The organism is Peribacillus sp. GL_122, from assembly GCF_057835005.1.
In genome coordinates, this window is record NZ_CM174415.1 from 1,656,755 (window position 1) to 1,681,752 (window position 24,998).

General features: G+C 42.3%; 25 protein-coding genes. All 25 read left to right on the forward strand.

What is annotated here, in order from left to right; translation table 11 throughout:
- Positions 1–13 precede the first annotated feature (13 nt).
- The 25 genes from fabD (at position 14) to trmFO (ending at position 24,946) form a co-directional block, all read left to right on the forward strand.
- Positions 14–961 carry an ACP S-malonyltransferase gene (gene fabD / locus AC3ISB_RS08085; protein WP_098371039.1) on the forward strand — a complete coding sequence of 316 codons (948 nt, stop codon included), beginning with the start codon at positions 14–16 and terminating at the stop codon, positions 959–961.
- Positions 958–1,701, forward strand: a complete 744-nt coding sequence (fabG, locus tag AC3ISB_RS08090; protein WP_098371038.1) for a 3-oxoacyl-[acyl-carrier-protein] reductase — start codon at positions 958–960, stop codon at positions 1,699–1,701. Before fabD ends, fabG begins: the two co-directional genes overlap by 4 nt.
- Positions 1,702–1,758: 57 nt before the next feature.
- Complete coding sequence (locus AC3ISB_RS08095) at positions 1,759–1,992, forward strand: acyl carrier protein (RefSeq protein ID WP_034313729.1); 234 nt, start codon at positions 1,759–1,761, stop codon at positions 1,990–1,992.
- A gap of 263 nt (positions 1,993–2,255) precedes the next feature.
- A complete protein-coding gene (gene rnc, locus AC3ISB_RS08100; protein WP_098371037.1) occupies positions 2,256–2,996 on the forward strand; it encodes a ribonuclease III in 741 nt (246 codons plus the stop codon).
- 24 nt (positions 2,997–3,020) lie between these two features.
- Complete coding sequence (gene smc, locus AC3ISB_RS08105; protein ID WP_430098089.1) at positions 3,021–6,584, forward strand: chromosome segregation protein SMC; 3,564 nt, start codon at positions 3,021–3,023, stop codon at positions 6,582–6,584.
- Positions 6,585–6,611: 27 nt separating this feature from the next.
- Entirely contained in the window at positions 6,612–7,628 is a 1,017-nt protein-coding gene (gene ftsY / locus AC3ISB_RS08110; protein ID WP_480339132.1) for a signal recognition particle-docking protein FtsY, read from the forward strand.
- 219 nt (positions 7,629–7,847) lie between these two features.
- The gene (locus tag AC3ISB_RS08115) at positions 7,848–8,180 is read left to right on the forward strand and encodes a putative DNA-binding protein (RefSeq protein ID WP_076366571.1); all 333 of its coding nucleotides are present in this window, start codon (positions 7,848–7,850) and stop codon (positions 8,178–8,180) included.
- 11 nt (positions 8,181–8,191) lie between these two features.
- Entirely contained in the window at positions 8,192–9,532 is a 1,341-nt protein-coding gene (ffh, locus tag AC3ISB_RS08120; RefSeq protein ID WP_034313716.1) for a signal recognition particle protein, read from the forward strand.
- Between the two features lie 153 nt (positions 9,533–9,685).
- Positions 9,686–9,958 (forward strand): 30S ribosomal protein S16, encoded by a 273-nt coding sequence (gene rpsP / locus AC3ISB_RS08125; RefSeq protein WP_034313715.1) that lies wholly within the window; start codon positions 9,686–9,688, stop codon positions 9,956–9,958.
- Positions 9,959–9,971: 13 nt separating this feature from the next.
- Positions 9,972–10,202, forward strand: a complete 231-nt coding sequence (locus tag AC3ISB_RS08130; protein ID WP_048684915.1) for a KH domain-containing protein — start codon at positions 9,972–9,974, stop codon at positions 10,200–10,202.
- 221 nt (positions 10,203–10,423) lie between these two features.
- Positions 10,424–10,810: a YlqD family protein gene (locus AC3ISB_RS08135; protein ID WP_034313711.1), complete on the forward strand. Its 387-nt coding sequence runs from the start codon at positions 10,424–10,426 to the stop codon at positions 10,808–10,810.
- 10 nt (positions 10,811–10,820) lie between these two features.
- Entirely contained in the window at positions 10,821–11,339 is a 519-nt protein-coding gene (rimM, locus tag AC3ISB_RS08140; protein ID WP_098371033.1) for a ribosome maturation factor RimM, read from the forward strand.
- Positions 11,339–12,073, forward strand: coding sequence for a tRNA (guanosine(37)-N1)-methyltransferase TrmD (trmD, locus tag AC3ISB_RS08145; protein WP_141992189.1), 735 nt, complete (start codon positions 11,339–11,341; stop codon positions 12,071–12,073). Before rimM ends, trmD begins: the two co-directional genes overlap by 1 nt.
- A gap of 130 nt (positions 12,074–12,203) precedes the next feature.
- The gene (gene rplS, locus AC3ISB_RS08150) at positions 12,204–12,551 is read left to right on the forward strand and encodes a 50S ribosomal protein L19 (protein WP_034313702.1); all 348 of its coding nucleotides are present in this window, start codon (positions 12,204–12,206) and stop codon (positions 12,549–12,551) included.
- 218 nt (positions 12,552–12,769) lie between these two features.
- Positions 12,770–13,330, forward strand: coding sequence for a signal peptidase I (lepB, locus tag AC3ISB_RS08155; RefSeq protein ID WP_480339131.1), 561 nt, complete (start codon positions 12,770–12,772; stop codon positions 13,328–13,330).
- Between the two features lie 17 nt (positions 13,331–13,347).
- On the forward strand, positions 13,348–14,220 hold the full coding sequence (gene ylqF, locus AC3ISB_RS08160) for a ribosome biogenesis GTPase YlqF (RefSeq protein ID WP_141992187.1): 873 nt from the start codon (positions 13,348–13,350) through the stop codon (positions 14,218–14,220).
- Positions 14,221–14,356: 136 nt separating this feature from the next.
- Positions 14,357–15,139 (forward strand): ribonuclease HII, encoded by a 783-nt coding sequence (rnhB, locus tag AC3ISB_RS08165; RefSeq protein ID WP_480339234.1) that lies wholly within the window; start codon positions 14,357–14,359, stop codon positions 15,137–15,139.
- A 13-nt stretch (positions 15,140–15,152) separates the two neighbouring features.
- Positions 15,153–16,439 carry a hypothetical protein gene (locus AC3ISB_RS08170; protein ID WP_480339130.1) on the forward strand — a complete coding sequence of 429 codons (1,287 nt, stop codon included), beginning with the start codon at positions 15,153–15,155 and terminating at the stop codon, positions 16,437–16,439.
- Positions 16,440–16,504: 65 nt separating this feature from the next.
- Entirely contained in the window at positions 16,505–17,056 is a 552-nt protein-coding gene (locus AC3ISB_RS08175; RefSeq protein WP_480339129.1) for a hypothetical protein, read from the forward strand.
- Positions 17,053–17,325, forward strand: a complete 273-nt coding sequence (locus AC3ISB_RS08180) for an EscU/YscU/HrcU family type III secretion system export apparatus switch protein (RefSeq protein WP_098371030.1) — start codon at positions 17,053–17,055, stop codon at positions 17,323–17,325. The genes AC3ISB_RS08175 and AC3ISB_RS08180 overlap by 4 nt, the downstream gene beginning before the upstream one ends.
- A 479-nt stretch (positions 17,326–17,804) precedes the next feature.
- Positions 17,805–18,965: an ADP-forming succinate--CoA ligase subunit beta gene (gene sucC, locus AC3ISB_RS08185; RefSeq protein ID WP_076366553.1), complete on the forward strand. Its 1,161-nt coding sequence runs from the start codon at positions 17,805–17,807 to the stop codon at positions 18,963–18,965.
- An 18-nt stretch (positions 18,966–18,983) separates the two neighbouring features.
- Positions 18,984–19,886 carry a succinate--CoA ligase subunit alpha gene (sucD, locus tag AC3ISB_RS08190; protein WP_076366551.1) on the forward strand — a complete coding sequence of 301 codons (903 nt, stop codon included), beginning with the start codon at positions 18,984–18,986 and terminating at the stop codon, positions 19,884–19,886.
- A gap of 118 nt (positions 19,887–20,004) precedes the next feature.
- Positions 20,005–20,871 carry a DNA-processing protein DprA gene (gene dprA / locus AC3ISB_RS08195; protein WP_260397994.1) on the forward strand — a complete coding sequence of 289 codons (867 nt, stop codon included), beginning with the start codon at positions 20,005–20,007 and terminating at the stop codon, positions 20,869–20,871.
- 265 nt (positions 20,872–21,136) lie between these two features.
- The gene (topA, locus tag AC3ISB_RS08200; RefSeq protein ID WP_098371029.1) at positions 21,137–23,212 is read left to right on the forward strand and encodes a type I DNA topoisomerase; all 2,076 of its coding nucleotides are present in this window, start codon (positions 21,137–21,139) and stop codon (positions 23,210–23,212) included.
- Between the two features lie 426 nt (positions 23,213–23,638).
- Complete coding sequence (gene trmFO, locus AC3ISB_RS08205; RefSeq protein ID WP_063231875.1) at positions 23,639–24,946, forward strand: FADH(2)-oxidizing methylenetetrahydrofolate--tRNA-(uracil(54)-C(5))-methyltransferase TrmFO; 1,308 nt, start codon at positions 23,639–23,641, stop codon at positions 24,944–24,946.
- The last annotated feature ends 52 nt before the right edge of the window (positions 24,947–24,998 follow it).

The following is a 24,998-nucleotide window of genomic DNA, read 5'->3' on the forward strand; positions in this document are numbered from 1 at the left end:
AGGGGAGTAACAGATGGGTAAAATTGCTTTTGTCTTTCCAGGACAAGGTTCACAAACAATAGGAATGGGGCATGGCTTATTTCAGGAAAACGAGCGTGCTCAGCAAATTTTTCGAACAGCTGATGAAAAACTTGATTTTCCACTTTCCGAATTGATCTTTAATGGCACACAACAAGAATTAACGGTGACTTATAATGCACAGCCTGCTTTATTGACCACGAGTTATGCTTTTGTCAAGGAGTTGGAAGAAGCGGGGATCAAACCCGATTATACAGCCGGGCACAGTTTAGGTGAATATACGGCATTAGTGGCATCTGGTGCAATTTCTTTTGAGGATGCCGTATATACAGTGCGTAAGCGTGGTGAATTCATGGAAGCTGCGGTACCGAATGGTCAAGGCTCAATGGCTGCGATTTTGGGAATGGACCGGGAAGCTCTATCTGAAGTCACTTCTGAAATTACGGCCACAGGGGAATCCGTTCAATTGGCCAATATTAACTGTCCAGGGCAAATCGTCATTTCAGGCACCTCGGAAGGGGTTAAACTTGCGAGTGCAAAAGCTAAGGAAAATGGCGCTAAACGGGCTCTGCCTCTTGAAGTTAGTGGACCGTTCCATTCGGAATTGATGAAACCGGCAGCAGAAAAGTTACAGGGTGTCCTTGATGAAGTAAGCTTCAAACAGGCAGAAATTCCTGTTATTTCAAACGTAACGGCTAAGCCCATTACAGCACCTGCCGAAATAAAAGAAAAATTAATCGAACAACTGTATTCACCGGTCCTTTGGGAGGACAGTGTGAAAAATCTACTTGAATTGGGCGTGGATACGTTCATCGAGGTGGGCCCTGGGAAAGTATTGGGCGGATTGATTAAGAAAATTGATCGTTCCGTTCAAATTCACTCGGTATCCGATATAGATACTCTAACTAAAACAATTGAAACATTGAAGGGGGTACAAGCATGATCCTCGAAGGAAAAAAAGCACTTGTAACGGGAGCTTCACGAGGTATAGGCAGGGAAGTTGCATTAGAACTTGCCCGTCAGGGAGCAGATGTTGCCATCAACTATTCTGGCAGTGAAGCTAAAGCGAATGAAGTGGTTGACGAAATCAAGGCATTGGGCCGTAAAGCATTCGCCATACAATGCGATGTTGCAAATAGTGAATCGGTGACAAGCATGATCAAAGAGGTCGTCGAACAGTTTGGCAGAGTGGATATCCTGGTCAATAATGCTGGCATCACACGTGATAACCTATTGATGCGTATGAAAGAAGATGAATGGGATTCAGTGATCAATACGAATCTTAAAGGCGTGTTCCTATGCACCAAAGCGGTTACAAGGCAAATGATGAAACAGCGTAGCGGCAGGATCATCAATATGGCATCGATCGTCGGCGTCAGCGGAAATGCAGGGCAGGCTAATTATGTAGCGGCTAAAGCTGGTGTGATCGGCCTGACTAAAACCACGGCAAAGGAACTCGCTTCAAGAGGCATTACGGTCAATGCGATTGCCCCAGGTTTCATCTCAACGGATATGACGGGTGAATTGCCTGAAGACGTCCAAAAAGCCATGCTGGACCAAATTCCGCTTGCACGGTTCGGTGACCCTAAAGATATTGCTGCAGTGGCGTCTTTCCTCGCTTCTGATGCCAGCAAATATATGACTGGGCAAACTCTTCATGTAGATGGCGGCATGGTCATGTAAGTTTTCTTTGATTTTTTTCGAAATTAATTTATAATGTTTTGAGGGGAGGTGAACACATTGGCAGATGTATTAGAAAGAGTAACTAAAATCGTTGTAGATCGTTTGAACGTAGAAGAATCAGAGGTAAAACTTGAAGCTTCTTTCAAAGAAGATCTTGGTGCCGATTCCCTTGATGTAGTTGAACTAGTCATGGAATTCGAAGACGAGTTTGATATGGAAATTTCGGACGATGACGCTGAAAAAATCGCCACAGTAGGTGATGCTGTGAATTACATACAAAGCACTATGTAATGAATTGTCATTTGACTAAAAGCTCCGTTTTATAACGGGGCTTTCTCTTATTGCTTAAAGAAGTTTGATGCGCGGCAGATAAGGAAATGAGCATGTACACGGTAAGTTCCTCCTGCATGGCAGTGGTCTTTTGCCTTTAGTTTTCTTTAAGCGGATAATAATGTATGATGGTACATAGGAAAGCTTGACAGGAATTCCTGCCAGGTTTCTTTTTATATATTGGAAAAATATGCTTTTTGAACCGTTGTGGAGGGTTTTGTGTGATGCGTAGGAACGGAAATAATCGTAAACCATCAATCAAGGATAATAAATTTAAACAGTTGCAAGAAAATCTGGGTTTTCATTTTAAAGATGAAAATCTATTAAAACAAGCTTTTACGCATTCATCTTATGTGAATGAGCATCGCCGTAAGCCTTATGAAGATAATGAAAGGCTTGAATTCTTAGGGGACGCTGTACTTGAATTGACCATCTCTAAATACTTATATCAAAAATATCCGATGATGAGCGAAGGTGAACTTACCAAACTAAGGGCAGCCATTGTGTGTGAGCCTTCACTTGTTGCTTTTGCAAATAGCCTTTCTTACGGGGAATATGTATTACTCGGAAAAGGGGAAGAAATGACAGGTGGAAGAGAACGCCCTGCCATGCTTGCGGATGTATTCGAAGCCTACATTGGTGCTTTGTACCTTGATCAAGGATTAGAGCCGGTTGTGCAGTTTTTGACGAATGTCGTGTTTCCGAAGATAGACGAGGGTGCTTTTTCTCATGTGATGGATTATAAGAGCCAGCTTCAGGAGCTGATCCAGCGGGATGCCATCGGTGTCCTGCAATATAAGATCTTGCAGGAAAAAGGACCGGCTCATAATCGGGAGTTTGTTTCGACCGTCTCCCTTAATGGGGAAGAACTGGGCTCTGGAATAGGAAAGTCCAAAAAAGAAGCGGAGCAGCATGCTGCCGAGCATGCATTGGTCGTTTTAAAAGATAAAAAATCAACAAGATAGTTTAACAGTAGAGGGGGAAAGGTCATGTTCCTCAAACGTTTGGACGTTGTAGGATTTAAATCTTTCGCAGAGAAAATTTCGATTGATTTTGTACCTGGTGTCACGGCAGTGGTTGGACCAAACGGAAGCGGTAAAAGTAATGTGACCGATGCAGTCCGATGGGTACTTGGAGAGCAGTCTGCGAAATCACTGCGTGGAGCAAAAATGGAAGATATCATCTTTTCGGGAAGTGACACGAGGAAAGCGTTGAATTTTGCGGAAGTATCATTGACCCTTGATAACGAGACCAATTCCCTACCGATCGACTTTCATGAAGTCAGTGTGACAAGGCGTGTATATCGATCGGGAGAAAGTGAATTTTTCATTAATAATCAAGGTTGCCGTCTGAAAGACATCATAGACCTTTTCATGGATTCTGGTCTGGGGAGAGAAGCATTTTCCATCATCAGCCAAGGGAAAGTGGAAGAAATCCTAAGCAGTAAGGCTGAAGAAAGACGAGTGATCTTTGAAGAGGCAGCCGGTGTCCTGAAGTATAAAACTAGAAAACGAAAAGCGGAATCGAAGCTGACGGAAACACAGGATAACTTAAACCGTGTCCATGATATCCTCCATGAATTGGAGGGGCAGGTGGAGCCGTTAAAAATTCAGTCTTCCCTCGCCAAGGAATTTTTGGCGAAGAAAGAAGAGCTTGAGCAAATAGAAGTGGCTTTAACCGTTTTTGAAATAGAAGAGCTTTATGAAAAATGGGAAAAACTGTCACAAGAACTTGAAAAACATAATGAAATGGAACAGCAAATGGCTGGACAGCTTCATGACAGGGAAGCGCATCTCAAAAAACAAAGGGATAGTCTCGCGACGCTTGAGACATCGATCAATGGACTTCAGGAAATTCTCCTGAATGCCAGCGAAGAACTTGAAAAGCTTGAAGGCCGTAAAGAGGTTTTGAAAGAACGGAAAAAAAATGCTGCCCAAAACAAGTCACAGCTAGAAAAGGCGATTGTGGAGGGTGAGGCTGCCGTCGAGCGTTTGGCTTTGCAAAAGGAAAGAGAAACGGAAATCCTGAATGCACTGAACTTGGAAGTGAAGGGGATTTCTGAAACCTTACATGAAAAACAAAAAAGCCTAGGCCTTTTCAATAGTGATATTGAAGCGATGATCGAAGCAAAAAAGAGTGACTATATCGAGTGGTTGAACAAGCAGGCATCGGCTAAAAACGAAAAACAATACCTACTCCAGCAATTAACGCAGCAGGAACATAAAAATGCTAAACTTGATATGGAAAATGAAAAGTTCTTAACCGAAAGAATGGATATCACTGCTAAAAAAATGGAATATTCACAGCTGATGGAAAATATGACCAAGCAGCTTGAAGAGCATGTCACTTATTTCCGAAATCAGCAGAATAAATTGAATGCTGCAAAAGATACGTATCAAAAACAAGAAACCACCCTTTATAAGGCCTATCAATTTCTTCAACAGGCAAAATCTCGTAAGGAACTTCTTGAAGAAATGGAAGATGATTATGCTGGCTTTTTTCAGGGTGTAAAAGAGGTTTTGAAAGCGAAAGAAACCCTTCGAGGCATTGAAGGGGCGGTTGCGGAATTGATAAAGGTTCCAAAGGAATATGAAACGGCCATCGAAACGGCTCTGGGCGGAGCGATGCAGCATGTTGTCGTGGAACGCGAAGAGCATGCACGGGAAGCCATTTCCTTCTTGAAGAAAAATAGGTATGGGCGTGCGACGTTCTTGCCTTTATCAGTCATAAAGGCAAGAGAGATATCAGCTAACCAACTATCGATGCTGAAGAGTCATTCAGCTTTTGTGGGGACGGGTTCCTCATTGATCCAATATGATGATAGGCATGCAGCGATTGCTGAAAACCTATTAGGAACCGTGATGATCACAACTGATTTAAAAGGTGCAAATGACCTGGCGAAAATGATGCAGCACCGTTTCCGCTTCGTAACACTTGAAGGGGATATCGTCAATCCAGGTGGTTCAATGACTGGTGGAGCCTTAAAGCAAAAAACGACCTCCCTGCTTTCAAGGAAAACGGAATTGGAAGAGCTCCATCAAAAACTTGCTGCCATGGAAGCTAAAACGAATCAGCTAGAAAAGCAAGTCAAACAGCTCAAAGTGGATGTGGGTGTTCAAGAGCAAACGCTTGAACAAACCAGAAAAACAGGAGAGAGACTTCGATTACAAGAACAAACCCTTAAGGGCGAACTCCGTGAAGTGGAACTGCAGGAAAGAAATGTGAATGAACGGCTGCATCTTTATGATTTGGATAAAAATTCATATTTGGAAGAACAACAGCAAAAAACAGCAAGACTTGAAGAGCTGGAAGAACTTTTGGAATCGTGTAAAACTGAGATTGAAGGGCTGGACCGGTTGATTTCCGAAATGACCGAACAAAAGCAATCTCAACAATCCTCAAAAGAGAGCCTTGCTGAAGAAACGAATGAACTGAGGGTAATGCTTGCCTCTAAGCGCGGCCAGCTGCAAAACCAAAAAGAGAAGATGGAACGCATTGAATCGGATCTTTCAAAGGAAACAAGCAGGCTTGCCGAAAACAAAGATGATTTAGGGCTCCTGACCAATGAAATGACAGACAGTTCAAGCGGGGAAGAGTCCCTGGAAGATATGGCTCAGCAGAAATTGCTCGATAAAAATGGAGCAATTGAAGGAATCGCCATAAAAAAACAGGAAAAAAACGAGCTTCTAACGGAAGTTGAAACGCTTGAACTGTCCTTGAAAGAAGAAAATCGACTTTATAGAGGCATTGTCGAAGTGATAAAGGATGAAGAAGTGAAATTAACTCGTCTGGATGTCGAACTGGAAAATCGCCTCGACCACTTGAGAGAAGAATATACCCTTTCCTTTGAAGGTGCTAAAGAACAGTATCCATTGATGATGCCTGCAGAAGAGGCTCAAAAAAGGGTGAAGCTCATCAAGCTTGCAATCGAGGAACTGGGGACGGTGAATCTAGGTGCAATTGATGAATACGCACGTGTAGCTGAACGCTATGAATTCCTTCTTAGTCAAAAGGAAGACCTTCAACAGGCGAAAGATACATTATTCCAAGTCATCGATGAAATGGATGATGAAATGAAGCGGCGCTTTGCGGATACCTTCTATTCGATCCGTGAAGAATTCGAACAAGTCTTCAAAGCTTTATTCGGCGGAGGCAGAGCGGAGCTGAAGCTGACAAATCCGGATGATTTACTAAATACAGGAGTAGATATCATTGCACAGCCTCCTGGGAAAAAACTGCAAAATTTGAGCCTCTTATCCGGGGGAGAACGAGCATTGACAGCCATAGCCCTTTTATTCTCCATTCTAAAAGTGCGTCCGGTGCCTTTCTGTATCCTTGATGAAGTCGAGGCAGCGCTTGATGAGGCGAATGTCGTCCGGTTCAGTCAATTTTTAAGGAAGTTCAGCAGGGAAACACAGTTCATCGTGATTACTCACCGCAAAGGCACGATGGAAGAGGCGGATGTCCTATATGGCATTACGATGCAGGAGTCAGGCGTCTCCAAACTTGTTTCAGTCCGGATGGAAGAATCAGAAAACTTTATTGAAGTTTAAAATTCATGAATTAGAGGAAGTGGGACAATGAGTTTTTTCAAAAAGCTAAAAGAGAAATTTACGACCCAGGAAGAAAAAGAAAAATCAGTTGAAGCAGAAGTATCCATAGGGGAAAAATTCAAGCAAGGTTTGACAAAGACGAGGAATTCCTTTACTGGAAGGGTTAATGAACTTGTTGCCCGTTACCGGAAAGTGGATGAGGACTTTTTTGAAGAACTTGAAGAAATCCTGATACAGGCTGATGTGGGCTTTGATACTGTGATGGAACTGATTGATCAATTAAAAATGGAAGTCAAGCTTCGGAATATCTCTGATACGAGGGAAGTGCAGTCCGTTATTTCCGAAAAGCTTGTTGAAATCTACCAAGGTGATGAAGAAGCGACTTCAAGCCTGAATATACAAGAAGAAGGTTTGACGGTCATTTTGTTTGTAGGGGTTAATGGGGTAGGTAAAACGACGACCATTGGTAAACTTGCCCATAAATTCAAAACGGAAGGTAAATCTGTCGTATTGGCTGCCGGGGATACCTTCCGTGCCGGTGCAATCGAACAGCTTGAGGTTTGGGGAGAGCGTGTCGGTGTCAGTGTAATCAAACAGGGTGAAGGCTCTGATCCTGCAGCGGTCATGTTCGATGCCATTCAGGCCGCCAAGGCACGAAAAGCGGATATACTGATCTGCGACACGGCTGGTCGCTTACAGAATAAAGTGAATTTAATGAAGGAATTGGAAAAGGTGAAACGTGTAATTGAACGTGAAGTACCAGGTGCACCACACGAGGTGTTGCTTGCCCTTGATGCTACAACTGGGCAAAATGCCCTTATTCAGGCCAAGACATTCAAGGAAGCGACCAATGTTTCCGGTATTGTTTTAACAAAGCTTGATGGCACCGCAAAAGGTGGAATTGTTTTGGCAATTCGCAATGAATTGGCCATTCCCGTTAAATTTGTCGGGCTAGGTGAAAAAATGGACGATCTACAGGAATTCGATGCTGAGAAATATGTTTATGGCCTTTTTGCTGATATCATCGATAAAGAAGAGATTTAGAAAAATTGTAAGCCAGAAGAGATATTTCTCTTCTGGTTTTTTGTTCACAGTGGTTATTTGGAGTAGCAATTGCATAAAGGTCTAAAAAAAAGGATGAAAAAAGAAAAAATAATGCTTTGCAAACAAGTGGTAAGGAGTTTAACTTGACATCAAATAAACTAGGCTTTACAATATAAACTTGTAAAGGGTTTTCACTTAACAGCAGGGAGGCTTGCTAAGATGCTTGAAAAGACAACGCGGATTAATTATTTGTATGACTTTTACCAATCGTTGTTAACAGAGAAGCAGCAGAGCTACATGTCCCTCTACTATCTGGATGATTACTCTCTTGGCGAGATTGCCGAAGAATACGAAGTCAGTAGGCAGGCAGTCTATGATAATATAAAAAGAACGGAAGCGATGCTTGAGGAATATGAAGCAAAGCTTTTGTTATTTCAAAAATTTCAAGAGCGTAACCAGTGGATTGCGAATATGAAGGGACTCATAGAAAAGGATTCCTTTTCAAAAGAGGAGCTGCTTGACGCAATCACAACGCTTGAGAAGTTGGATTAGGAGGCGGCAATATGGCATTTGAAGGATTGGCCGACCGACTGCAGAGCACGATGCAAAAAATCCGCGGAAAAGGGAAGGTCAACGAAGCGGACGTAAAAGAAATGATGCGTGAAGTTCGATTGGCCCTGCTGGAAGCGGATGTTAACTTTAAAGTCGTGAAGGATTTTGTAAAACGTGTCAGTGAACGTTCGGTAGGTCAGGAAGTGCTGAAAAGCTTAACCCCCGGTCAACAGGTAATTAAAGTAGTTAAGGAAGAATTGACGGAGCTGATGGGCGGCGAACAAAGCAAGATTGCCGTTGCCTCGAAACCACCGACTGTCATTATGATGGTAGGGCTTCAGGGTGCTGGTAAAACGACGACCACCGGAAAGCTTGCCAATCTTCTTAGAAAAAAATACAACCGCAAGCCATTGCTCGTTGCGGCTGATATTTACCGTCCGGCGGCGATTAAGCAGCTTGAAACACTTGGCAAACAATTAAGCATGCCTGTTTTCTCCCTTGGGGACCAGGTCAGCCCTGTTGAAATTGCCAAACAGGCAATTGAAAAAGCTAAGGAAGAACATCATGATTATGTGTTGATTGATACCGCAGGCCGCCTTCATGTTGATGAAAACTTGATGGGCGAACTGAAGGATATCAAAGAGTTGACAAAACCTGATGAAATCTTCCTGGTTGTCGATGCGATGACAGGTCAGGATGCGGTCAATGTTGCCCAAAGCTTCAATGAACAGCTAGGCCTGACTGGAGTCGTCTTAACGAAACTTGATGGGGATACACGTGGTGGTGCGGCACTTTCAATTCGTTCAGTCACCGACACGCCGATTAAATTCGTCGGTATGGGGGAAAAATTGGATGCACTTGAAGCGTTCCATCCAGAACGGATGGCGTCAAGGATTCTCGGCATGGGTGATGTATTGACCCTAATCGAAAAAGCACAGGCCAATGTAGATGAAGAAAAAGCGAAAGAATTAGAGAAAAAGATGCGTACAGCCACTTTTACCTTTGATGATTTCCTTGATCAGCTTGGTCAGGTGCGGAATATGGGACCGCTTGATGATATTCTGAAAATGATTCCCGGTGCGAATAAAATGAAAGGGATGGACAACCTTCAGATCGATGAGAAACAGATCGGTCATGTGGAAGCTATCATCCGTTCAATGACTACGCATGAAAAGGAACATCCGGAAACCATGAATGCATCCCGCAAGAAACGGATTGCCAAGGGAAGTGGCAGATCGATTCAAGAAGTGAACCGTCTACTGAAGCAATTCGAAGAAATGAAAAAGATGATGAAACAGGTTACGAACATGCAAAAAGGAAAGAAAAAGGGATTCAAATTCCCGTTCATGTAAGGTTTATTTTAGGTCGAAACTGAAGCGAAATACAGGTCGAAGCCATGTATTTCAACACTTTTTTCACCTGTTAAGAAAAAAACCTTTACAAACATGCAAGACATTTGATATTATACTATCTTGTGTGAAACTATTCGGAGGTGCTTATTTAAAATGGCAGTAAAAATTCGCTTAAAACGTATGGGAGCTAAAAAATCTCCTTTCTATCGTATTGTAGTTGCAGATTCTCGTTCACCACGTGACGGACGTTACATTGAAGTGGTAGGAACTTATAACCCGGTGACTCAACCAGCTAAAGTTGAAATCAACGAAGAGCTTGCTCTTAAATGGTTACAAGATGGAGCTAAACCATCTGATACAGTTCGTAACTTATTCTCTACACAAGGCATCATGGAAAAATTCCATGTTGCAAAAAACAGCAAGTAATCGACGGTAGTTGATGAAAGCACTGATTGAAACGATTGTTTCAGCACTTGTGGATTATCCGGAAGAGGTCATCGTGACCTCCAAGGAAGAATCCGACCGGATTGTTTATATCCTCTCCGTTCATAAAGAGGACATGGGCAAGGTGATCGGTAAACAAGGGCGTGTTGCTAAGGCGATTCGGACTGTGGTATATGCAGCAGGATCTTCACAGCAGAAGAAAATCTATTTGGAGATTTCCGAATAAGGAGGGTTAATACCCCTCCTTTTTTTGTACTTCAAGAAGGTGAAATTCCGACTGGGATCCTAATTGAATAGACCAGGACTTTAAACTTTACGCCTTTTTAAGACGCATCTTTTACCGATTTACGTTATACTTAAGAGAATGACCCCCATTTCAAAAAGATTACCCCATCATACATATTTTTTGAATGAAATAAGAAATCATAGATAATAGGAGGTGCTGGAATGAAAATTCTCCAAAATGTAATCGTTAACCAAGTATTAACGGAATCCAGCAAGAATCAGCTCCTCGAGAAATACAAGTCAAAACGCCTTCAGCTTCAAAAAGAGAGTGAACAGCTTCGCTTTGAACTGAAAAAACTTGAAAAAACAAGAACTCTCCAACCTGCTAGTCTCCGTGCTCATTTTGAAAAAGAAATAAATCAGAGGCAAGAAAAAATTAAACTGCTTGAATTTCAAATGGAGCAGTTGGAGATCCTTCCCGCAGGTAGTGAATTGAAGGAACGAGAAGTTCAAAGTATCATTGATGTGGAAATTGGGGCAGATTGGGACGAAATTATGGCAACGAAGACCATTGTCATTAAAGATGGAATCGTCTCGGAAATTCGTTAGAGGTGAAAGAATGGAAAAATGGTTTAATGTAGGTAAAATTGTCAACACACATGGCCTTTTAGGAGAAGTCCGTGTTATTTCTTCAACAGACTTTCCGGAAAAACGATACAAAGTGGGAAATACTCTGTATTTGTTTAGGGACACGGAGAAAAAACCTTTGCCGCTTATCATCAGGTCGCATCGCACCCATAAAAACTTTAACCTGTTGACGTTCGAGAACTATTATAACGTCGGACAGGTCGAGGCTTTTAAAAACGGGGTCCTGAAAGTCAAGGAAGCGCAGCTTGGTAAATTGGACGAAGGTGAGTTCTACTTCCATGAAATCATTGGCTGTTCGGTATTTACGGATGAAGGCATGGAAGTTGGGGAAATCATTGAGGTTCTTACGCCTGGTGCCAATGATGTTTGGGTCATTAAGAAAGCTGGCAGTAAGGACATCCTGATCCCATATATTGATCAAATTGTAAAAGAAGTGGATATTTCCGCTAAAAAGGTCATCATTACACCGATGGAAGGACTTTTGGACTGATGAAAATCGATGTGCTTTCGCTTTTTCCAGAAATGTTCGAAGGGGTATTTGGTTCGTCAATCTTAAAAAAGGCTGCGGAAAAGCAGGCTGTCAGCTACAAGGTGACCAACTTTCGAGATTATGCAGATAATAAACATTCGACGGTAGACGATTATCCGTATGGCGGCGGTGCCGGAATGGTATTGAAGGCACAACCGATCTTTGATGCTGTGGAAGCTCTAAAAGGGCAAGGTGAGCTAACCCCAAGGGTAGTCCTGCTTTGTCCCCAGGGAGAGCGTTACACGCAGAAAAAAGCCGAAGAGTTTGCTGAAGAGGAACATCTCATTTTCATTTGCGGGCATTATGAAGGCTATGATGAGCGCATCCGGGAGCATGTCGTCACTGATGAAATATCGATTGGTGACTTTGTGCTTACAGGTGGGGAATTGGGTGCAATGGTCATAATTGACAGCATTGTGCGCTTGCTGCCTGGCGTTCTTGGAAATGTTGACTCCCCGATTCTTGATTCCTATTCTTCTGGTTTGTTAGAGCATCCCCATTATACTAGACCTGCAGATTTCCGGGGGATGAAAGTTCCCGATCCGCTAATATCCGGGAATCATAAAAAAATCGATGAATGGCGGATGAAGGAATCTCTGCGCAGAACTTGGATTCGACGTCCGGATTTGCTCGATAGTTATGAACTATCGGAAGTTGAAAAAAAATTATTATCCGAGATTAAAAAAGAAGACTGATGTCTATTGCATCGACGTTTATAGTGTGATAGGATATAACTTGTGACTTGGGCAAAATGCTCAGTCTTATAACGATGTTCCGCTGCAAACAATAAGTATTTGCAAGAGCGTCCAGGAGGAGTTGAAATCGATGCAAAATCTTATTAACGAAATCACAAAAGAACAACTTCGCTCAGATCTTCCATCATTCAGACCTGGTGACACAGTACGTGTACACGTAAAGGTTATTGAAGGAACTCGCGAACGTATCCAGTTGTTTGAAGGCGTTGTAATCAAACGTCGTGGCGGCGGAGTTAGTGAAACTTTCACAGTACGTAAGATCTCTTACGGCGTTGGAGTAGAACGTGCTTTCCCTGTTCACACACCAAAAATTGCGAAACTAGAAGTTATCCGTCACGGTAAAGTACGTCGTGCGAAACTTTATTACCTACGCGAACTTCGTGGTAAAAAAGCACGTATTAAAGAAATTCGTCGTTAATCCTTCGAATATCTTCATGCGGGTTTACCATGATCCACATAAGGTGAATAACCAAACAGTATCATGCAAAAAAAGGGAGCTTGTTAATCAGGCTCCCTTTTTGCACTTTAAGAAACGATGAATACACATACGGTGAAAACTATATAGAATCCTGCTCGCTATAGCGTCCGCAACATGTTAAAATAATTGTTGATATGCTTCAAAAAGGGTGGGTAAGGATGGCGAAAAAGAAAAATGAATTGTGGGAATGGACGAAGGCGGTCATAATCGCGGTTATAGCGGCGACGCTGATTCGTTATTTCCTCCTGGCTCCTATTGTTGTGGACGGTAATTCCATGATGCCGACATTAAAGGATACGGACCGCATGATCGTTAATAAAATCTCCTATTCGATTGGCGAACCGAAAAGATTCGACATTATCGTTTTCGAAGCTCCTGAAGGCAAAGATTACATAAAACGGGTCATCGGATTGCCAGGGGAAAAAGTGGAATATAGAGATGATACTCTTTACGTGAATGGAAAAGCTTATGATGAGCCATACTTGGATGAATATAAAGAACAATTGATTGATGGCGGGGATTTGACGGAGCCTTTTACATTAAGTGATGTCATAGAACAAGGAACGGTACCTGAGGACACTCTATTTGTCCTAGGGGATAATCGTCGTTTTAGTAAGGATAGCCGCCATATTGGCGTAGGTGTCGTTCCTTACAATAAAGTGTTAGGAAAAACTAAATTAGTTTATTGGCCGATTGAAGACTTTCGATTGGCGGAATAGTAGGAAGGTGGATTCCATTGACAATACAGTGGTTCCCTGGCCATATGGCCAAAGCAAGACGGGAAGTAACAGAGAAATTAAAACTGATCGACATCATCTTTGAACTTGTGGATGCCCGGATTCCGGCATCTTCACGAAATCCGATGATCGATGAAATCATTCAGCATAAACCGAGGGTTATCCTATTGAATAAAGCTGATATGGCAGATCCGGTAAAAACTAATTTGTGGCTTGAGCATTATAAATCGCAGGGGAAAACGGCGATTGCCATTAATTCGCAGGCAGGAAACGGTTTAAACCAGATTACAGCTGCTGCCAAAAAACTTTTAAAAGAGAAGTATGAGCGGATGGAATCAAGAGGAATAAAGCCGAGAGCGATCCGTGCCATGATAGTCGGCATTCCGAACGTAGGGAAATCGACATTAATCAATCGACTTGCCAAAAAGAACATTGCCAAAACAGGGAATACTCCTGGCGTCACGAAAGCGCAGCAATGGATAAAAGTTGGTAAGGAATTGGAATTGCTGGATACGCCGGGGATTCTCTGGCCGAAATTCGAGGATCAAGAAGTTGGTTTGAAGCTGGCATTGACAGGTGCGATCAAGGATACGATTTTAAACTTGCACGAAGTCTCTTTATACGGTCTTCGCTTTTTGGAAAAAGAATATCCGGATAGAATGAAATCCCGTTATAACCTGGATGTAATTCCGCAGGAAACGCTCGAATTGTTCGATGCTGTCGGAAAGTTCAGGGGCTGTTTGGCATCTGGGGGCTTCATCGATTATGATAAAACCGCAGAGTTGGTCGTACGTGAAATCCGTTCAGAAAAGATGGGCCCGCTTACGTTTGAGGTCCCATTGGATTATGAAGAGGTTGATATCCCCGATTAACATGAAGTGATACGGAGCTGGAGTTGGATGTCGAAAAGATATTTCTTTTTGATGTCTCTTTTCCGCTCCGTATTTTTCTGAACTGAAAAAAGGAAGCAAGACTGCCGATAATTAATATGATGGGTGATAAAAGATGATAACTGCAATGAGCATTAAGGAAATCTCCTCAAAGTTAATGACAATAAGAGAGCCCGAAGATTCATTTTTACAAGAATGCCGGGAGGACGGAAGAAAGGGAGTAACCGACTTAGTAAGCAAATGGCAAAGAGCTTATGAAAAAGAACAACATCTAAGGGATGCTTTCACGGAAATGACAGAGTTTGAACGGCAATTGCGAAAACAGGGGTTTTCCATTTTGGCTGGTATCGATGAAGTGGGAAGAGGACCGCTCGCAGGACCAGTTGTGACGAGTGCAGTCATCTTGCCTGAATCTTTTTATTTGCCGGGTCTTAATGATTCTAAAAAAATTCCAGAGTCAAAAAGGGAACGGTTTTATGAGATGATTTTTAAGGAAGCACTATCAATAGGTGTGGGTGTTGTACATAGCGAAGTTATTGATGAAATCAATATATACCAAGCCACGAAAAAGGCGATGGTAGCCGCAGTGAACGATTTGACAGAACTTCCTGATCATTTGTTGATTGATGCGATGGAACTGGATGTGCCGATTCCGCAGCTTTCACTCATAAAGGGGGACGCAAGAAGCATTAGCATCTCTGCGGCCTCTATAATAGCGAAAGTGACCCGTGATAGGATGATGAAGGAATATGGTGAAAAATATCCGCAATATGGGTTCGAAAAGCACATGGGTTACGGGACGAGCCAACATTTAGAAGCACTCGGCACGCACGGGCTTACACCTTGGCATAGAAGAAGTTTTGCACCAGTTAAGGAAATCGCTGCACGAACGAAGGGCTAAGGGGGGATGAGTGGTGCAATCCATAACAAGCGGCAAACCCGTTTCTTCACCCATTGAAGTAAAAGGATTTGTGAGTTTGAAAAACGGGCAAATCCTTATCGGGAAGGCGAATAAGGTTTTTCCTGACCAAACAGCCGAGGTACAGATTGGCCATCAAAAAATGATTGCCAATCTCGAAATCCCGCTACGGTCAGGAGAAATGTACTGGTTTCAAGTGAGGCACCCAATAGAAGGGGGTGTCGTGTTAAAAGCTTTAGATTCCCCCGATTTGAACGTTTCCGGCTTAAAGGGAACGGCTGCGCAATTGATCGCTCATCTCGGCATGACGCCTGAACCGGCCGCTACGAAACTTGCCGAATACCTCCTGACAAATCGGCTTCCGATAACTAAGGAAACCTTTCAGTCCGCTTTGCAATGGTTAAAAGCTGCTGATGCTGCAGAAGCTGGTCTACCTGTAATAAAATCGATGTTCATTCAGCAACTGCCATTTGTAAAAGATGTATTTGATGCATTATTTACACAGTACAAAGGTGAACCTTTCCACAAACTACTCAGTGTCTTCAAGCAACAGCTGCAAGATGTCGGGGCAGTAACGAGGACGGCCGTCAAGCTTATGGATGTATTGGACTCTTTACATGTTGTTAAACAGAACCAGCTTCAACAAAATGGTTTGCAAAACCTAGTGGCCACTTGGCTGGATCCCGATTCAACGCCAGAAATGAAATCCGGAGCATTTTCCCTGCTTCAAAAGACGGGTTTAATTCCAAAGGGAATTACAGAATCTGTCTTTCTGGAAAGCTTAATGGATGGAGCTGAGGCGAGGTCCGGTATGGCCAAGATTTCAGTGATTGATAAATTACACCAAGGATTGCAGTTGCTATCCGGGGCAAAAAGCGGTGCATTTGCAAAAGTTGAAGAGATCGAACCGACCATTAATCGCATATTTAACGGTCATGATCACCTGCCAGCTGATATCCACTCGATACAGAGAAAAAACATTTCTGCAGAAAAACTTTCCCCTCTTGCCTTTCATTTACTCCAAAGTGCTTTTACCGAAGCAACAGCTAAAAAGGCAATAGGCGGAAAAAAAGAAGTGAATGACCTTATAGGCTACTTGAATATGGATACAGAGCAAATAGAGGAGTCGAAGGGTATGGTGGCTGAATTACTGTTTCAGTCGCTTAATAAGCTTCCTGAAGCCCGATACGTTAGGATTAATGAGAAGCTTGTCCTTTCACATGTACTGGAAGCCGAGTTTCAAAAAATCGATTTCACCAATGGGCCGTTGCACACCAACTAAAAGAAATGACCAAGGTCCTTGGCCTTCAGCTGGAACATGCACTCATTAATCTTTCTGGAGATGATATGAAGGAGATCCCGAATGATTTAGAGACACTTAAACCGCTGCTGCTTAAATTGCTGAATGAGCAAATTCCGGCATCTATCAAGGAAATGGCAGAACAAATCCTAAATCGGATTACTGCGCAACAGATCCTTTCACAGGAAAATGGGCCGATTCAGAATTTGCTCCTGACACTTCCACTCAATTTGGGATCGATTCAAACGGACCTAACTTTACAATGGAGCGGAAGGAAAACAAAAGATGGCAAAATAGACCCGGATTACTGCCGAGTCCTATTTTATTTAGAATTGGAACGTCTTAAAGAAACTGTCATCGACATGCAGGTTCAAAACCGAATCATAAAAGTGACGGTCATCAATGGGCATGGTGCGGTCCTTGAAGAGGCAGCCGGTCAATATCTTGACATCCTAAGAGAGAATCTCGGAAAAATGGATTACAGATTATCAGGGGTTTCATTTGTAAAACCCGTGAATGAAAAAGAGCGGGACCTAAGGGTAAAACCGATTCCTTTTTCAGAAGCCGGTCCATATAGCGGAGTGGATATTCGAATATGATAAATGATCTACGAAAAGAAGCCATTGCCTTAAAGTATGATCAAAGAACATCCAAAGCGCCCGTCATATTGGCGAAGGGGAAAGGTAAAACGGCTGAAAAAATTCTGGAAAAGGCCATGAAACTGGATATACCGGTCCAGAGGGACGAATCGCTTGCTGCACTTTTAGGTCAATTTGATATAAATCAAACGATTCCCGAAGAATTATATGGAGCAGTTGCAGAGGTATTTGCATTCATTTATAAAGTTGACAAAGAAAAGAATCGGTAGGATCCTAGTTTTCCATGTGATTTCACCAAATGGAGTTCTGTTGGTTTATGTAGAATATTAGGGAAATCACTGGTGTATTTTCATTATATTAAAAAAATACTAAACTATTAACAAAAGGACAAGGCAATGGCTTTGTCCTTTTGCTTTTATTTAGGGTCAGTCAAAGGATAACCGTAATTTCTCATGAAAAGATCTCTGAGTCAATATGATGAAAAGGCTTTTATGATAGCGTTTTCAATAGATTTATAACAGTAATGACTTTTTTGTACAGAGCAAAAATAAATGATTTTAATAAGAAAAAAACCAACCGCAAAGAAGGTTTTTTCCATTTTACACAGGGGTATGGAAGTATATTATAATAATATTTTAAAAATTTTGTGAAAGAAAATTATGCACGAAGGAGAATTTTGTTGTAATATGATAGAGAAAACACGCATTAAATTCCGAAGTTGTTTTTTAGTAGATAAGGAGGATGGGAAATGAATATCCATGAGTATCAGGGGAAAGAGATATTGCGACAATACGGGGTATCCGTTCCAAATGGCCGGGTTGCCTTTACTGTTGATGAAGCAGTGGAAGCAGCGAAGGAGTTAGGTACGGAAGTTGTTGTCGTAAAAGCTCAAATTCATGCGGGCGGCCGCGGGAAAGCCGGCGGAGTCAAGGTAGCGAAGAATCTTGATGAAGCACGTACATATGCAGAAGAAATTCTTGGCAAGACGTTGGTGACCCATCAAACAGGACCTGCAGGCAAGGAAGTTAAGCGTTTACTTATTGAAGAGGGCTGCGACATTACGAAAGAGTATTATATCGGGCTGGTCCTTGACCGTGCTACGAACAGTGTCGTGTTGATGGCTTCTGAAGAAGGCGGAACGGAAATTGAGGAAGTGGCCGAAAAGACGCCAGAGAAAATTTTCAAAGAAGTAATCGATCCGGTTGTCGGCCTGACTGGCTTCCAAGCACGGAGAATTGCATTCAATATCAATATTCCGGCTTCACTTATAAATAAAGCTTCCAAGCTGATGGTTAACTTATATACTGCTTTCGTTGAAAAAGATTGCTCAATCGCAGAAATCAACCCATTAGTGGTTACGGGCGACGGCAATGTAATGGCACTTGATGCTAAATTGAATTTTGATGATAATGCGATTTACCGCCAAAAAGACATCGCGGAATTCCGTGATTTGGATGAAGAGGATGCAAAAGAGATTGAAGCATCCAAACATGGCCTTAGTTACATATCGCTTGACGGAAATATCGGATGCATGGTTAATGGTGCCGGGCTTGCTATGGCGACGATGGACATCATTAAACATTATATGGGAGATCCGGCTAACTTCCTTGACGTTGGTGGCGGCGCCACTGAGGAAAAAGTGAAAGAGGCTTTCAAAATCATCCTTTCCGATAAAAATGTTAAAGGCATCTTCGTTAATATCTTCGGAGGAATCATGAAATGTGACATCATCGCAACAGGCGTCGTGGCTGCTGCTAAAGAGCTTGGCCTGGATGTCCCTCTTGTTGTTCGTCTTGAAGGAACGAATGTGGACCTTGGCAAAAAGATTCTAAAAGAGTCAGGTTTAAATATTACGGCTGCTGAATCAATGGCTGATGGAGCACAAAAAATAGTATCACTTGTAGGATAATAGGCAGGGGGGAACATAATGAGCGTTTATATTAATAAAGATACGAAAGTGATCGTTCAGGGAATCACTGGTGCAACAGCATTATTTCATACAAAACAAATGTTGGAATACGGCACGAAAATCGTTGGAGGAGTCACTCCGGGTAAAGGTGGAACAGAGGCGGAAGGGGTACCTGTATTCAATACAGTTTCCGAAGCTGTCACTGAAACCGGAGCGAATGCTTCCGTTATCTATGTACCGGCGCCATTTGCTGCTGATGCAATTCTGGAAGCCGTAGACGCAGAACTTGATCTTGTCATTTGTATCACGGAACATATTCCTGTCCTGGATATGGTCAAGGTTAAGCGGTACATGGAAGGCAAAAAAACTCGCTTGATCGGACCGAACTGCCCAGGTGTCATTACTCCTGAAGAGTGTAAGATTGGTATCATGCCAGGATATATCCACAAAAAAGGCCATGTAGGTGTAGTTTCACGTTCTGGAACTTTAACGTACGAAGCCGTTCACCAATTATCGCAAGCAGGCATCGGGCAATCTTCGGCTGTCGGTATCGGTGGGGATCCAGTTAATGGAACGGATTTCATTGACGTATTGAAGGCATTCAATGATGATCCGGAAACACATGCTGTGATTATGATCGGGGAAATCGGCGGAACGGCAGAAGAAGAAGCAGCAATCTGGGTGAAGGAAAATATGACTAAGCCAGTTGTTGGTTTCATTGGTGGCCGTACGGCTCCTGCCGGTAAACGCATGGGACATGCTGGTGCCATTATCTCAGGAGGAAAAGGAACTGCTGACGAGAAAATCCGCGTTATGAACGAATGTGGAATTAAAGTTGCCGAAACTCCATCCGTAATGGGTGAAACATTGATTTCCGTCTTGAAAGAAAAAGAGATATACGAACCTTGTAAAACACATTAATTTAAGCTGGGCCGACCTTTTTTTGGGTCGGTCTTATTTTCCTCCAATTTCCTCGGGAGACACCTAGTACATCACTATCAACCTACCACTAAAAATATCCGATTAGGGGCGTTTCAAATTGAATAAAAAAGAAAAGTTAATCCATCTCCATCATTGCCGCGGGGCAGGATGGAAATCAATCCAAACAATCATGTCCAAAGACCCGTCATTATCTTCCCTGTTCACGACGGATTACGTTGAATGGGCAAAAATGCTCCCTATCCCTTCAAATAAGCTTAACCTCTTTTTCAAAGATTTACATTCACTCAATACCATCGATAAACTTAAAAATTACGAAGATAGCCAAATCCATTGTTTGACGATCTTCGATGATGAATATCCTTTTTTGCTGAAGCAAATATTCGATCCTCCGTGGGTTCTTTATTATAAAGGTGATAAGAAGCTTTTAACAAGGAAGAATACGCTAGGTGTTGTTGGAACACGTAAGCCAACCTCGTATGGTCTGGAGGCCTTAAAATCGATTCTATTACCGCTTGTAAAGAAAAAGTTCGTGATCATAAGCGGAGTGGCGGCTGGAATCGATGCAGAGTCACATAAGATCACATTAAGGGGAGGCGGAGATACGATTGGGGTTTTAGGAGGGGGGCTTATGCAAATATATCCGAAATTCAATGTTACCCTTGCTGAAGAAATCATCAATAAAGGCCTGCTTATATCTGAGACTCCACCGGAAATGAAGGCGGAACCTTGGATGTTTCCGCTTAGGAATCGAATCATCAGTGGATTATCACAGGGAGTATTCGTGGTCGAGGCAAAAGAAAGAAGCGGTTCCCTTATTACGGCACAAGCTGCTTTGGAACACGGCAGGGAGGTATTTGCGCTTCCTGGCAATGTTACGAGCCCTGAATCACTGGGGACCAATCAATTGATTTCCGATGGTGCCAAACTTGTTTTGAGTTACAGGCAGATCGAGGAAGAGTTTTGAACAATATAATATAGAAGATAGACGGAGAATCAAACGAGAAAAAAGAAAAAAAGGTGCTTTTTTAGAAGGATGGGTTGAATTATTAGACAAAAAGGTTGAAAATATTGTAAAACTGTTATAAGTTTTGCAAATGGCACCTCTTGTCAAAATACCTATTAATAAATGAATCAGCATGCTTTGAAAAGTAAAGAGGTGTTGACAAATGATTTTTGAATGATTAATAATAGTGAAGATTTATATTACCTCTTTGAGGAGGATTTATTGGATGTCAGAATACTTAGTGATTGTGGAATCGCCCGCAAAGGCGAAAACAATAGAACGTTACTTGGGAAAAAAATATAAAGTAAAGGCTTCCATGGGGCATGTTCGAGATTTGCCTAAAAGTCAAATGGGTGTCGATGTTGAACATGAATATGAACCTAAATATATAACTATCCGCGGCAAAGGCCCGGTTTTAAAAGAATTGAAAACCGCTGCGAAAAAAGCGAAAAAAATTTATCTCGCGGCTGACCCCGACAGGGAAGGGGAAGCCATTGCCTGGCATTTGGCTCACAGTCTTGATGTTGACGTTAACTCAGATTGCCGCGTGGTATTCAACGAGATCACGAAAGAGGCTATCAAAGAATCATTTAAATCGCCGAGGCCAATAAATATGAAATTGGTTGATGCCCAGCAGGCAAGAAGGATCTTGGATCGTTTAGTCGGATACAATATAAGCCCGCTTTTGTGGAAAAAGGTGAAAAAAGGCTTAAGCGCGGGACGGGTCCAATCGGTTGCTGTACGGATGATCATTGACCGGGAGAAGGAGATCAAAGATTTTATCCCGGAAGAGTATTGGACAATCAAGGCTGATTTTGTAAAAGGAAAAGAACAGTTTGAAGGTTCCTTCTTCAGCCTTGGTGGCGAGAAGAAGGAATTAAATACCGAAGAGGACGTCAAAAAAGTGCTCGCTTCTTTAAATGGCGGCGAATTTACGATAGGAGCTGTGGCTAAAAAGGAAAGAAGGCGCAATCCAGCTTCCCCTTTTACAACTTCTTCCCTGCAACAGGAAGCGGCACGTAAATTGAATTTCCGTGCAAAGAAAACCATGATGCTTGCTCAGCAGCTTTATGAAGGAATCGAGCTTGGCAAGGAAGGTACAGTCGGGTTAATCACTTATATGAGAACCGATTCAACCCGGATTTCCGATGTTGCGAAAGAGGAAGTCCATACCTTCATTCAAAATAATTATGGTAAAGATTATGTTCAGGTTGAACAGCGCAAGGAGAAAAAACAAACTAATGCCCAGGACGCCCATGAAGCAGTCAGGCCAACAAGCACATTACGTGAACCGGGTGTAGTCAAGGAGTTCTTATCCAGAGATCAATTCCGTCTTTATAAATTGATATGGGAACGATTCGTTTCTAGTCAAATGTCTTCGGCAGTCATGGATACGATGAGCATCGACCTGCATAACGAAGATGTCATCTTCAGGGCAAATGGTTCAAAAATTAAATTTCCGGGTTTCATGAAGGTATATGTTGAAGGGTCCGATGACTCGGTGGAAGAAAAGGAAAATGCACTTCCGGATGTGAAAAAAGGAGATCAATTCTTTTCAAAAGATATCGAGCCGAAGCAGCATTTCACACAGCCTCCGCCCCGATATACTGAAGCCCGTCTTGTCAAAACCCTAGAGGAACTGGGAATAGGCCGTCCTTCTACATATGCCCCTACCTTGGATACGATTCAAAAACGGGGCTATGTTACCTTGGATAATAAACGGTTCATCCCGACAGAGCTTGGTGAGATCGTTCTTGAATTGATACGCGAATTCTTCCCGGATATTCTTGATGCAGAGTTCACTGCCAAGATGGAACAGGAATTCGACAGCGTCGAGGAAGGCAGTATCGAATGGATAAAGGTCATTGATGAATTTTATAAAGAATTTGCAGTTCATCTGGCTAAAGCCGAAGTCGAGATGGAGAAAATTGAAATTAAAGATGAACCTGCTGGTGAAGATTGCGTGGAATGCGGACATGGGATGGTCTTTAAGATGGGGCGTTATGGAAAGTTCATGGCATGCAGTAATTTCCCGGATTGCCGTAACACAAAGCCAATCGTTAAAGAAATCGGTGTCAAATGCCCAAAATGTAAAGAAGGAAACATTATTGAAAGGAAAAGTAAAAAACGCCGCATATTTTACGGGTGTGATACCTACCCTGGATGTGACTTCATATCATGGGATAAACCACTGCCGCGGAGTTGTCCAAAATGTGAAGGTACACTTGTTGAGAAAAAACTCAAAAAAGGCGTCCAGGTCCAGTGTATGGATTGTGATTTCAAAGAAATGCCCCAAGCATAGAAAAGACCGTAAAATCGTTTACTTTCCCTGGGAATTATCGAAAAACCCTAAATATAAATTGACTCGGCATCTGCCGGGTTTCTTTATGTTCAGGAAAGTATGATATCATGATAATAAGTGGATTCGCTTCCAAGAAGAAAATGGATAAAGCTTGAAACTTTTTTATTTAGGCCATGTGATGTAAAATTCAGTGGACAAGTACATTCTTTTAAAGATATAATTCCTATTTGCGTCCGTTACCCTTTTTAAAAAGATGGATTGCAGGAAGAATGCCGGCTTTGTGGCATATGCTTTAAAATTATCGTTAGCAGGAATGAGTATTTCGGGTATAAATACATAGATATCGTTAAAAATGAAAATTTTATGAAAGCAGTTTTAATGATAAATGATCCTGTCTTATCATATCTATACATGGAGGTTCGAAAAATGAAAGAAACAAAAGTAAGTGTAATCGGTGCTGGGCTTGCTGGAAGTGAAGCGGCGTGGCAGTTAGCTAAAAGAGGAATTAAAGTCGATCTATATGAAATGCGCCCTGTAAAACAAACGCCAGCCCATCATACCGATAAATTCGCTGAACTTGTTTGTTCCAATTCACTTCGGGCAAATACTTTAACAAATGCAGTTGGTGTATTAAAAGAAGAAATGCGTATCCTGGATTCGGTCATCATGTCCGCAGCAGATGCTTGTGCTGTACCGGCTGGCGGTGCTTTAGCTGTTGATCGTCATGAATTTGCCGGTCTTGTTACGGAAAGGGTCAAAAATCATCCAAATGTGACTGTCATTAATGAAGAAGTGACGGAAATTCCGGAAGGTCCTACCGTCATTGCAACCGGTCCGCTTACAAGTCAGTCACTATCTGACAGCTTAAAGCAAATCATGGATGAAGAATACTTGTACTTCTATGATGCTGCCGCGCCAATTCTTGAAAAAGACAGCATCAACATGGATAAAGTATATTTGAAATCCCGTTATGATAAAGGGGAAGCAGCTTATTTGAACTGTCCGATGACGGAAGAAGAGTTTGACCGCTTTTATGAAGCATTGATCGCTGCTGAAACAGTACCACTTAAAGAATTCGAAAAGGAAATCTTTTTTGAAGGCTGCATGCCCATTGAAGTGATGGCATCACGAGGGAAGAAAACGATGTTATTTGGTCCATTGAAGCCAGTTGGCTTAGAAGATCCAAAAACGGGAAAACGTCCTTTTGCTGTAGTTCAATTGCGTCAAGATGATGCGGCAGGAACACTTTACAATATTGTTGGTTTTCAGACACATTTGAAATGGGGGCCGCAAAAAGAAGTATTGCAGCTTATACCTGGTTTGGAAAATGCGGAAATTGTGCGTTATGGAGTTATGCATCGAAACACATTCATAAACTCACCTAATGTATTGAAGCCTACGTATCAATTCAAGAATCGGGATGATTTATTCTTTGCCGGTCAGATGACTGGTGTCGAAGGGTATGTAGAATCTGCTGCATCAGGACTTGTTGCAGGTATCAATGCTGCAAGGATCGTCCAAGGATTGGAGCCTATCATATTCCCTGCGGAGACGACGATGGGCAGCATGGCAAGGTATATAACGTCGACGAATGGTAAGAGCTTCCAACCGATGAATGCCAACTTTGGATTGCTCCCAGACCTAGAAGTGAGAATCAAATCCAAAAAAGAGCGGAACGAAACGCATGCTAAACGCGCTTTGGACACAATTCAGAACTTTGTGAAAAATTTGTAAAATATTTGCCTGCTGTTTTAAAGTATGATACTATTTATTAGCCTTTGCGAGG